This is a genomic window from Bradyrhizobium sp. USDA 4541, assembly GCF_024171085.1.
Lineage (GTDB): Bacteria > Pseudomonadota > Alphaproteobacteria > Rhizobiales > Xanthobacteraceae > Bradyrhizobium > Bradyrhizobium australafricanum.
In genome coordinates this window covers 3,092,307-3,103,713 of sequence record NZ_JALJZF010000001.1, presented here as the reverse complement: position 1 = coordinate 3,103,713, position 11,407 = coordinate 3,092,307, and the positions used below count along the sequence as shown (strand labels likewise).

General features: G+C 65.0%; 8 protein-coding genes and 1 pseudogene. 4 read left to right on the top strand and 5 right to left on the bottom strand.

Annotated elements, in window-relative coordinates; genetic code table 11:
• The first annotated feature begins 15 nt into the window (after positions 1-15).
• Genes J2R80_RS14565 through J2R80_RS14555 form a run of 3 tightly spaced genes read left to right on the top strand, consistent with a single transcriptional unit; the run spans position 16 to position 3,084 of the window.
• Positions 16-864, top strand: a complete 849-nt coding sequence (locus J2R80_RS14565) for an MBL fold metallo-hydrolase (RefSeq protein ID WP_026193286.1) — start codon at positions 16-18, stop codon at positions 862-864.
• 12 nt (positions 865-876) lie between these two features.
• Positions 877-2,448 (top strand): isochorismatase family protein, encoded by a 1,572-nt coding sequence (locus J2R80_RS14560; protein ID WP_141343219.1) that lies wholly within the window; start codon positions 877-879, stop codon positions 2,446-2,448.
• A gap of 9 nt (positions 2,449-2,457) precedes the next feature.
• Entirely contained in the window at positions 2,458-3,084 is a 627-nt protein-coding gene (locus tag J2R80_RS14555) for an FMN-dependent NADH-azoreductase (protein ID WP_141343220.1), read from the top strand.
• Between the two features lie 204 nt (positions 3,085-3,288).
• Here J2R80_RS14555 and J2R80_RS14550 read toward each other — a convergent pair whose 3' ends face one another.
• The 3 genes from J2R80_RS14550 to J2R80_RS14540 form a co-directional block, all read right to left on the bottom strand.
• Complete coding sequence (locus J2R80_RS14550; RefSeq protein ID WP_141343221.1) at positions 3,289-4,662, bottom strand: HAMP domain-containing sensor histidine kinase; 1,374 nt, start codon at positions 4,660-4,662, stop codon at positions 3,289-3,291.
• Positions 4,649-5,341, bottom strand: a complete 693-nt coding sequence (locus J2R80_RS14545; protein ID WP_028333329.1) for a response regulator transcription factor — start codon at positions 5,339-5,341, stop codon at positions 4,649-4,651. The genes J2R80_RS14550 and J2R80_RS14545 overlap by 14 nt, the downstream gene beginning before the upstream one ends.
• A gap of 150 nt (positions 5,342-5,491) precedes the next feature.
• Positions 5,492-6,004 carry a hypothetical protein gene (locus tag J2R80_RS14540; RefSeq protein WP_200844556.1) on the bottom strand — a complete coding sequence of 171 codons (513 nt, stop codon included), beginning with the start codon at positions 6,002-6,004 and terminating at the stop codon, positions 5,492-5,494.
• A 433-nt stretch (positions 6,005-6,437) separates the two neighbouring features.
• On the opposite strand from J2R80_RS14540, the pseudogene J2R80_RS14535 reads away from it, so the two are divergent.
• Positions 6,438-7,901 (top strand): annotated as a pseudogene (locus J2R80_RS14535) (catalase).
• A 42-nt stretch (positions 7,902-7,943) separates the two neighbouring features.
• Here the strand turns inward: J2R80_RS14535 and J2R80_RS14530 are convergent.
• Together J2R80_RS14530 and J2R80_RS14525 are read right to left on the bottom strand one after the other, a co-directional pair.
• A complete protein-coding gene (locus J2R80_RS14530) occupies positions 7,944-8,768 on the bottom strand; it encodes an IS5 family transposase (protein WP_253638791.1) in 825 nt (274 codons plus the stop codon).
• Positions 8,769-9,030: 262 nt separating this feature from the next.
• A complete protein-coding gene (locus tag J2R80_RS14525) occupies positions 9,031-11,370 on the bottom strand; it encodes a Tex family protein (protein ID WP_141340393.1) in 2,340 nt (779 codons plus the stop codon).
• Positions 11,371-11,407: the final 37 nt, after the last annotated feature.

Sequence of the window (11,407 nt, the reverse complement as noted above, 5' to 3'; positions counted from 1 at the left end):
TTGGGAGGGAGACAGATGCCGCTAGAGATCAAGATTCTGGACTATGGCGATATCGAGCTGGAATCGAGCTTCCTCGTGCTCGGGCACAATTGCGGCCGCACCCGCCGCGTGCTGACGCTCGGCTTCCTGATCCTCGGCGGCCCCTATCCCGTGCTGGTCGACACCGGCTATCGCTCCAACCAGATCATGGAGACGCTCGGCATGCGCGGGCTCCAGTTTCACGAGAACATGATCGAGAACCAGCTCGCCCGCCACGGCGTGCGGATGGGCGACGTCCGCTTCGTCTGTCACACCCACCTGCACATCGACCATGCCGGCAAGGACGACCTGTTCCCGATGAACACGACCGTCGTGCTGAACCGCAAGGAGCTGGAATACTCCGTCTCGGGCCTGATGCACCCGCAGTATCCGGCGCCGGACATCAAGCACCTGATCGACCGCCTGCACACCAAGAGCGCGCTGCGCTTTCTCGACCTCGAAATCACCGGCCCGGTCGAGCTGATGCCGGGCGTCTATTGCGACGCTGCCAACGCCCATACCGAAGGCTCGATGAACATCCATGTCCACACCGCCGACGGGATTGCGACGATCTGCGGCGACGTGATCTATGATTTCAACGACCAGATCGTGAATCCCTTTAACGAGATCCACGACGCCGAGCCGCGCACCACGGGCAACCACGGCACCAGCAAGCGCGCCGAGAAGGCAGCGATCAAGAAGCTGCTCTCGAGCTCCCGCTATCTGCTTCCTGTGCACGATCGCCCGGCCAAGATCGAGGGCGGCATGGTGGTCGGCCGCCTGCATGACCAGGTACCCGGGCCTGTCGTGCAGAGCCTGCCGCAGCGCAACTGGTTCCCGGCGTAGAGGATCGAGGCGATGACGCATGTCACGCTGCGCAGCGAGTTCGAAGACCTGATCGATCCCTACGCGCCGGTCGGCCAGGTCGGGACCGGCTTCGATTTCACGGAGGGACCGATCTGGCATCCGGCCGATCATTTCCTGCTGTTCTCCGACATGCCGGGCGATGTGCGCCGGCGCTGGGATGCGCGGCGCGGCGTCGTCGAGGTCAGGCGGCCATCGAACAAATGCAACGGCATGACCTATGACGCGGACCTCAATCTGATCGTCTGCGAGCACGCGACGTCTTCGCTGATCCGCGAGCGGCCCGACGGGCGGCGCGAGGTGCTGGCTTCGCATTACGAGAACCAGGAGCTCAACAGTCCGAACGATGTCTGTGTGCATTCCTCCGGCGCGATCTATTTCTCCGATCCTTGGTACGGCCGCATGCCGGTCTATGGCGTCGAACGGCCGCGCCAGCTCGGCTTCCAGGGCGTCTACCGCGTGCCGCCCGGCGGCGGCGCGCCGAAACTGCTGGTCGACCGCTACCTGTTCGAGCAGCCGAACGGGCTGTGCTTCTCGCCCGACGAGCGCATCCTCTATGTCAACGACACCGTGCAGGCGCTGATCCGCGCCTTCGACGTCAATGCCGACGGCTCGCTCACCAATCCGCGCGTGTTCGCCTCCGGCATCCGCTCCGAGCTCGAGCCCGGCCTGCCCGACGGCATGAAATGCGACCAGCGCGGCAATGTCTGGGTCACCGCGCCCGGCGGCGTCTGGGTCTATTCGCCCGCCGCCGACCTGCTCGGCAAGGTCCGCCTGCCCGAGCTCGTCGCCAACCTCGTCTGGGGCGGCGCCGACTTCCGCACGCTCTATCTGACCGCGACCCATTCGGTCTATGCGATCCCGACCAAGGTCGGCCCGCGCCACGAGCCCTATATGAGCGGCAAGCGCGGCGGCGCGGGTGCCGCTTCGTCCAGGCCTGCGCCGAATCTCGCCGCCGGTGAGATGCAGCTCGATCCGCAACGCTGCGCGATGATCATCCAGGACATGCAGAACGACGTCATCATGGACGGCGGCGCGTTCGCCGAGTCCGGTGCGCCCGCGCACGCCCGCCAGCAGCATGTCGTCGAGAATGTCCGCCGCGTGGCGGAGGCTGCGCGGGCGCGCGGCGTCGCCATCATCCATGTCTGGTTCGTCGTCGAGCCGGGCGCGCCCGGCATCACCTTGAACGCGCCGCTGTTCGAGGGGTTGGTCGACAGCAAGGCGATGGTGCGCGGCAGCTGGGGCGCGGCACCGGTCTCGGGACTCGAGCCGCGCCCGGGCGACTTCGTGGTCGAGAAGATGCGGATGAGCGCCTGGGAAGGCACCCGGCTCGAGACCATCCTGAAGGCAACCGGCCGCGACATGATCATCAATACCGGAGCCTGGACCAACATGTCGGTCGAGCACACCGCGCGCACCGGCGCCGACAAAGGCTATTTCATGATCGTGCCGGAGGATTGCTGCTCGACCATGAATGCCGACTGGCACAACGCCGCGATCAATTTCGCGCTCCAGAACGTCTCCGTCGTGACCAACGCCGACACCGTGATCAAGGCACTCGGCTAGGGAGGCGCGGTGCCGAAGCTGCTGCACCTTAACTGCTCACCGCGCCCCGATTCGGAATCGGCGGCCGGCGCGCGTGCCTTTCTCGATCGCTTCCGTCATGCGCGGCCGGACTGGGAGATCGACGCGATGAACCTCTGGCGCGAGCCGCTGCCGGAATTCGAGGGATATCTGCTCGAGGCCAAATACGCCCGGATCGACGGCAAGAGCTTCACCAGTTCGCAGCACGACGCCTTCGCGATCGTCGAGCGCCTCGCGCTGCGGCTGTCGCTGGCCGATCGCGTGCTGATCTCGACGCCGATGTGGAATTTCGGCATTCCCTACAAGCTCAAGCAATGGCTCGACGTCATCATCCAGCCCGGGCTGGCCTTCCGCTTCGATTCGGCGCAGGGCTATCTGCCGCTGTTCAAGGACCGCCCGACGATCGTGATCCTCGCAAGCGGCAGCGACTTCGTCACCGGCATGAACCGCGGCCGCATCGACATGGCAACGCCCTATCTGCGCGAGGCGCTGCGCTTCATCGGCATCAGCGACGTGCGCTTCGTACCGATCGGCCCTACCACCGGGCCCACCGAGCCGATCCGCGCCGCCCGCGAGGCGGCGCACCGGCGGCTGGTGGAGATGGCGGGGAGGTTTTGACCTGCTCTTACCACATCGTCGTCCTGGCGAAACCCATAACCACCGAATCTGAATGTAAACGAGATCGTGGGCCCAGCGCAGCATCACAATTGTCATTCGGGGTAATGGGTCCTAGGCTTTCGCCACGACGACGACGTGTGTTGACTGAGGTGTGAGCCGTGCATCGGCACCCAGGGGTAGAACCACAGACGCCCTCGGCCATCCCTACGTTTCCGCGGCGGGAAAGACCAGCCTGCACAACAATCCCGGCGCATTGTCGCGCAATTCGATCCGTGCGCCGTGCAGGCTCGCGACCGCCGCGACCAAGCTGAGGCCGAGGCCGTTGCCCGGCGTGTAGCGGCTCTGCTCGAGCCGGTAGAACCGCTTGAAGACGCGGTCGTGCTGCTCGGCGGGTATCCCGGGGCCGTCATCGGCGATCGAAATCACCGCGCCTCGCTCATCGTTGTCGCAGGTCACCGTCACCCGCCCACCCGCGCGGCCATGCTTGATGGCGTTGTCGACGAGATTGGCAATCGCATCGAACAGCAGGTCGCGGTCCCCGGTAACCAGCACCGCCCGATCGCCGGCAAGGTCGAGCCGGGTGGTAACCTCCTCAGCCGCGGCATCGTAGAGCTCGACCACCTCGGCGGCGATCTCGACGAGATTGACGGTGCGAAACGCACCCTTGCGAGCTCGCGTCTCGATCTCGGAAATCCGCGTGATCGACGCGAACATCCCGAGCACCGCGTCGAGATCGGCGATGGTGTCGCCGATCAGCGCAGCATCCCCCTCGCCGCTCCGCGGGGCGTGATAGGCCTTCTCGAGCCGGCCGCGCATCCGGGTCAGCGGCGTGCGCAGGTCGTGGGCGATATTTTCGCTGACCTGCTTGACGTCTCCCATCAAGGTCTGGATCCGGTCCAGCATCAGATTGAGATTCTCGGCGACGCGATCCCATTCGTCATGGCTGCCGCGAAGCGGGATGCGCTGGTCGAGGCCGGAGAGCATGATAGCGCGACTGGTCGCATTGATCGACTCGATCCGGCCGACGGTTCGCCGCGTGACGCCGATGCTGGCAGCAGCCGCAAGCCCGATGATCAGCACGACGACGGCAATGCCGGCGGCCCTGATCTGCGCCATGAAGCCGTCGAGATCGCTGATGTCATGGCCGACCAGCAGCCGATCGCCGTTTGACAGGGTTTCCGTCACGCCTCGCAGCAGGGAGGGGCCCGAGGAAAGCTGTGGCAGGGAGGCACGAAATTCAGCCCATCCCTTCTCGGCAGCGCCCGCCGGCCACTGTCTGAGATTTCCCGCCAGCACGGTCGATCCGGGACCGACTAACAAATACACATGATCGGCAAAGCCCTTGTCCGCGACGCGTTGCGCGATCAACGCGGTCAGTCCATCGCGGCCGGACCGCGCATAGGCATCATCGAGGCTCGCCTGCTCGGTCATGATCGCGCGGTCGGATCTGTCGCGCACATAGGACAACGTCGACCAGTAGACATAGGCGAAGATCGCGGAGACGATCAGGCCGAAGACACCGATGGCGATCAACGCCAGGCGGAACGTCGACGACTTGAGGGTCTTAGCCAGGAGCACGGAGGCAGTACCCGATGCCGCGGATCGTGTGGATCAGCGGATATGCTTGCTGGTCGTCGACCTTGCGGCGCAAACGTCCGACATAGACGTCGATGATGTTGGTCGAGGGATCGAAGTGCAGGTCCCACACATGCCGCAGCAGCATGGCGCGCGACACCACGCGGCCCTCGTTGCGCGCCAGGTATTCGAGCAGCTGGAATTCCTTCGGCAGCAGCGGAATCCTGCGGCCGCGGCGGCTCGCCGTCCGCGAAATCAGATCGATCGCGAGATCGCCGACCCGCAGGATGGTCTCCTTTGCAACGGTCTCGCTGCGGCGGCCAAGCGCCTCCAGCCGCGCCAGCAGTTCGACAAAGGAGAACGGCTTGACAAGATAGTCGTCGCCGCCGGCGCGCAAGCCACGCACCCGGTCGTCGATTTCGCCGAGCGCGCTGATGATCAGGAACGGCACTGCGATGCCGCCGTCGCGCATCTGACGCATCACCGTGATGCCGTCGATGTCGGGCAGCATGCGATCGATGGTGATCACGGCATAGTCGCGCGCCGCACCCTGGCTCAGCGCCTCGCGGCCGTTCGCCGCCAGATCCACATCATAACCGCTGGTGGTGAGCTCCTCGACGAGCTGATCCGCGGTTTCCGGGTCGTCCTCGACGACGAGAATGCGGCGGTGAGCACCGGTCATATTCCTGAACTCTCTGAGTTGTGTCGAACTCTCCGAGTTCTCAAACTCTCCGAGCGGCCGCCCCGCGACGATCGCCGCCAGACTATCCCATTCCGGGGCAGGATGGAACGTCTGGCGACGACCGCGACAACGGTGCGGTTGGTTGGGCTATCACCAATAGTCCCCGCACACATTGACCCATTGCAGACCGTAAGCCGTCCATACCCTGCGGTAGCAGCCGTAGTCATAGCCGGCGTAGAGATAGGGCGCGCCGAAGAATGCGAAGCGATGGAAGCGGTGGTGGCGGAAGAAGCCGCCATGATGGAAGAAGCGCGAACCGTGGAATCTGGCGCCGGCAAAGCGCGGGCCGATCGCCGGTGCACCGACGAAGCGGGGACCACCAACGTGCCCGCCCGCGAAATGCCCGCCGCCGCCCATGGCGGCGAACGCCGCGCCACCGCCACGCATTCCGCCGCCGAAACCACCGCCATGCATGCCGCCGCCAAAGCCGCCACCGTGCATGCCACCACCCATGGCACCCATGGCACCACCGTGGCCGCCACCGAAGCCACCTCCGCCATGTCCGCCACCACCACCGCCGCCTCTGGCGAGGGCAGCGGGTGCAAGCGCAACGCTGACAGCGAGCGTCGCTGCCGTGAGACACGTGAGAAGCCTGTTCTTCATGAAATCCTCCCTGATTGGGACCGCGGCGAACTCGTATCGCCGCACGCGAGCATGATCAGAAGACGCAAGCCGATGCCCGACTTCAACTGACAAATGCGCCAGATTCTGACACCGGATTTAGAATTCGCGTGCCGGCATACCGAGCGGCAGTTGCCCGGACCGGCGGCCACGATTGCGTTGGCCGGGATCGACGGACATTTGGCTGGAATCGGCGGATAGCGCTCGTTGAATCGATCGGCCGCGGTTCTTAATCCTGCAGCTGTCGGAGAACAACGACGGCGTCGAGGGATCGCAGACCCGCTTCACAATTTGTCAATCACCGGACTCTGCCCTCCCCGCGGCCGTCATCCAACCCGCGATGCAATCACCTTTCGCCTGGCCTCCCTGCGGGCGCCGGGACGGCGAAGTGCTGACCTTCAGCAAGGAGCTTTCGATGAGCGACGAGACCAAAAGACCGTTTCTGACCCACGCCTCCGGCGCCCCCGTTGCCGATAATGTGAACATCCTGACGGCGGGGCCGCGCGGACCCGCATTGCTGCAGGATGTCTGGCTGATCGAGAAGCTGGCGCATTTTCACCGCGAGGTGATCCCGGAGCGGCGGATGCATGCCAAGGGCGCCGGCGCGCACGGCACCTTCACCGTCACCCACGACATCACGCGCTACACCAAGGCCAGCATGTTCTCGGAGATCGGCAAGCAGACGCCGATGTTCGCGCGGTTCTCGACGGTCGCCGGCGAGCGCGGCGCGGCGGACGCCGAGCGCGACATTCGCGGTTTCGCGCTGAAATTCTACACCGATGAAGGCAATTGGGACGTGGTCGGCAACAACACGCCGGTGTTCTTCTTCCGCGACCCCTTGCGCTTCATCGACCTCAACCACGCCATCAAGCGGCATCCGCGCACGGGGGTGCGCGACCCCGACATGAACTGGGATTTCTGGACGCTGCTGCCGGAAGCGCTGCACCAGGTCACCATCGTCATGAGCGAGCGCGGCATCCCGAAAAGCTTCCGTCACCAGCACGGCTTCGGCAGCCACACCTACAGCATGATCAATGCCGACAATGAGCGCGTCTGGGTGAAATTCCATTTCCGCACCCGGCAGGGCGTTCAGAACCTGACCGATGCCGAGGCCGAGGCGCTGGTCGGCAAGGACCGCGAGAGCCACCAGCGCGACCTGTTCCAGAGCATCGAGCGCGGCGACTTCCCGCGCTGGACGCTGTTTATCCAAGTGATGACGGATGCATAGGCCAAGGCATTCCCGTTCAATCCGTTCGATCTGACCAAGGTGTGGCCCAAGGCGGATTATCCGCTGATCGAGGTCGGGTATTTCGAGCTCAACCGCAATCCGGAGAACTTCTTCGCCGAGGTCGAGCAGGCGGCGTTCACGCCGGCGAATGTCGTGCCCGGCATCGGCTATTCACCTGACAAGATGCTGCAGGCCCGCCTGTTCTCCTATGGCGACGCGCAGCGCTACCGGCTCGGCGTCAACCACCACCAGATCCCGGTCAACGCGCCGAAATGCCCATTCCACAGCTATCACCGCGACGGTGCGATGCGCACCGACGGCAATCTGGGCGCCACGCTGACCTACTGGCCGAACAGCCATGGCGAGTGGACCGATCAGCCGCAGCTGAACGAGCCGCCACTCGAATTGTCAGGCGCGGCCGCGCATTGGGATCATCGCGTGGATGACGACCACTGGCAGCAGCCGGGCGACCTGTTCCGCAAGATGAATGCCGCGCAAAAGCAGGCCCTGTTCGACAACACCGCCCGTCAGGTCGGCAACGCGTCGAAGCACATCCAGGAACGGCACGTCGCGAATTGCAGCAAGGCCGACCCGGCCTACGGCAAGGGCGTCGCGGATGCGCTGGCGAGGTTTGCTGCCGGAGAGCTGTAGCCGGGACGGCCCCCTTCGGCCCCGTCATCCTGAGAGTCTGACTCATAAATCCGCGAGTCTGCGGGTCAGGAGCCTGATGTGTGCAATCAGCAGCCAGGCAGCTTCGGTTGCCACCGTCGCCTCGAAATCCTTGGCGAGGCGGCGGCATCTGCCGAACCAAGCGAATGTGCGTTCAACCACCCACCGCCTCGGCAGAAGCTGGAAGCCTTTGACGCCTTGGGGCCGCTCGACGATCTCGACAGTCCATGGACCGCAGTCTGAGAGCGCGTCGAGGAGTTGATTTCCGCGGTAGATCCGGTCGGCAAAGACGTGGCGCAGCCGGGGGAAGTTCATCCGCACGTTCTTCAGCAGCGGTACGGCGCCATGGCAGTCCTGAACGTTGGCCGGATGAACATGAACCCCAAGGAGGAGGCCATTGGTATCCGTCACAATGTGCCGCTTGCGGCCGTAGATGCGCTTGCCTGCATCGTAGCCGCGCGGTCCGCCAGCTTGCGTGGTTGGCGCACTTTGACTGTCGATCACGGCCGCCGTCGGCTTCGGTGTCCGTCCAAGCTTTTTTCGCGCCCGTCGGACAAGCACGCTGACAATCCTCTGCCACCGGCCTGTATCCCGCCATCTATAAAAATAGCCCTGCACCGTCGAATAGGGCGGGAACTCCTGCGGCAACGCCCGCCACTGGCAGCCGGTCGAAACGATATAGAGGATCGCTTCGATCACACGACGCAGCTCCGTCTTACGCGGCCGGCCGCGCCGGTTCGCTCGCGGCAACAGGCGTCTGATCACCGCCCACTCCGCATCGGTCATATCGCTTGCATAACGCAGATCGTCCCGCCGATATTGCTCCCGAGTGATCTTGGTCCAGGGCATCGTGCTCTCCCTCGAATCTTTGCAAATCCGATGGAATCACACCCCACTGAGATCACTCACCCATTTTTCAGTCAGGCTCTGAGGTGCCCGCGGAGCGGGCCTCGAAGGATGAATCGGCCAGAAATGGGGCCGTGCATCCTTCGAGGCTCGCAAGAGCTCGCACCTCAGGATGACGGGGACAGCTTAGGCAACTCAGCCAGAAGCGTCAGGTGGTCGATTTCGAACAAGGCGGCGAACTCGGCTCGAAGCCCTCCTCCGCGGCTCAGGTCGGCTTGCCGCGTCCGTTCTTCTCGGCCGCGCGGCGCAGCGCGTCGGCGAGCGCGCCGCCGCCGGACTGCTCCTGCGGCCGGCGCGGAGCCGACGACGTCATCTTGCCGGAGCCGCGGGAGAAATCGCGCGACGGCGCCGCATTGTCCTTCTTCGGCCCGATCTCGTCGTCAAGCCGCAGCGTCAGCGCGATGCGCTTGCGCGCGACCTCGACGTCCAGCACCTTGACCTTGACGATGTCGCCGGGCTTCACCACCTCGCGCGGGTCCTTGATGAAATTCCGCGACATCGCCGAGATGTGCACCAGCCCATCCTGGTGCACGCCGATATCGACGAAGGCGCCGAATGCGGCGACGTTGGTCACGGTGCCCTCGAGGATCATGCCCTTCTTTAGGTCCTTGACCTCCTCGACGCCTTCCTTGAACACCGCCGCCTTGAACGCCGGACGCGGATCGCGGCCGGGCTTTTCCAGCTCGCGCAGAATGTCGGTGACGGTCGGCAATCCGAACGTATCGTCGACGAAGGATTGCGGCTTGAGACCCCGCACCACGTCGGCATTGCCGATCAGCGCCTTGATGTCGCTCTTGGTCGCCTCGAGGATGCGGCGCACGACCGGATAGGCTTCCGGATGCACGCCGGATGAATCGAGCGGATCCTCGCCATTGCTGATACGCAGGAAGCCGGCGCACTGCTCGAACGCCTTCGGGCCGAGCCGCGGCACCTCCTTCAGCGCCTTGCGCGACTTGAACGGGCCGTTGGCATCGCGGTGCTGCACGATACTTTGCGCCAGTCCCTGGCCGATGCCCGACACCCGCGCGAGCAGCGGCACCGAGGCGGTATTGGCATCGACGCCGACCGCGTTCACGCAGTCTTCCACCACGGCATCGAGCGAGCGGGCGAGCTTGGCCTCGCCGAGATCGTGCTGGTATTGGCCGACGCCAATCGCCTTCGGATCGATCTTGACCAGCTCGGCCAAGGGATCCTGCAGGCGCCGCGCGATCGAGACCGCGCCGCGAATGGTGACGTCGAGGTCGGGCAATTCGTTCGAGGCGAAGGCCGAGGCCGAGTAGACCGATGCGCCGGCTTCGGAGACCACGATCTTGGTCATCTTGCGCTCGGGCAGCCGCTTCACGAGCTCGGCGGCGAGCTTGTCGGTCTCGCGCGAGGCGGTGCCGTTGCCGATCGCAATCAGCTCGACGCCATGCTCGATCGCGAGCTTGCCGAGAATGGCGAGCGCCTCATCCCAGCGCCGCTGCGGCTCGTGCGGGAAAATCGCCGTATGCGCCACCACCTTGCCGGTCGCATCGATCACCGCGACCTTGACGCCGGTGCGATACCCGGGATCGAGCCCCATGGTGGCGCGCGCGCCGGCCGGCGCCGCGAGCAAGAGGTCGCGCAGATTCGAGGCGAACACGCGCACCGCCTCGGTCTCGGCCGCCGTCCACAGCCGCAGCCGCAAATCGATGTTGAGGTGGATCTGGATTTTGGTGCGCCAGGCCCAGCGCACCGTCTCGGTCAGCCATTTGTCGCCCTTGCGGCCCTGGTTGGAGATCGCAAAGCGGTTCATGATCTTGAGCTCGTAGAGGCCGGGCTGGCCTACGACCGGCTCCTGCGCCTCCGGCTTGATGGCGAGGTCGAGGATCTCTTCCTTCTCGCCGCGGAACAGCGCCAGGATGCGATGCGACGGCAACTTCGGCAGCGGCTCGGAGAAATCGAAATAGTCCTTGAACTTCTCGCCTTCGGTCTTCTTCCCGGTGCGGACGGTCGAGGCCATGATGCCGTTCGACCACATCTCCTCACGCAGCGCGCCGATCAGGTCGGCATCCTCGGCGAAGCGCTCGACCAGGATCGCGCGCGCGCCGTCGAGCGCCGCGGCGACGTCGGCGACCTGCTTCTCGGCATTGACGAAGGGCGTCGCGGCCTCGTTCGGATCGCTCTCGGGCTGCGTCAGAAGCTGATCGGCGAGCGGCTCGAGGCCGGCCTCCTTGGCGATCTCGGCCTTGGTGCGACGCTTCGGCTTGTACGGCAGATAGATGTCCTCGAGCCGGCCCTTGCTGTCGGCGGCCATGATCTGAGCCTCGAGCGCGGCGTCGAGCTTGCCCTGCTCGCGGATCGAATTGAGCACCGCGGTACGGCGCTCCTCGAGCTCGCGCAAATACGTCAGCCGCTCTTCCAGCGTACGCAGCTGGGCATCATCAAGCGCGCCGGTGAGCTCCTTGCGGTATCGCGCGATGAACGGCACCGTGGCGCCGCCGTCGAGCAGCGTCACCGCCGCCTCGACCTGTTCGTCGCGAACCCCCAGCTCCTGCGCAATCTGATGATGAATCTTTGCCACGCCTGTCTCTCTGAAATTCCGTTGCGCCGCCGGATCA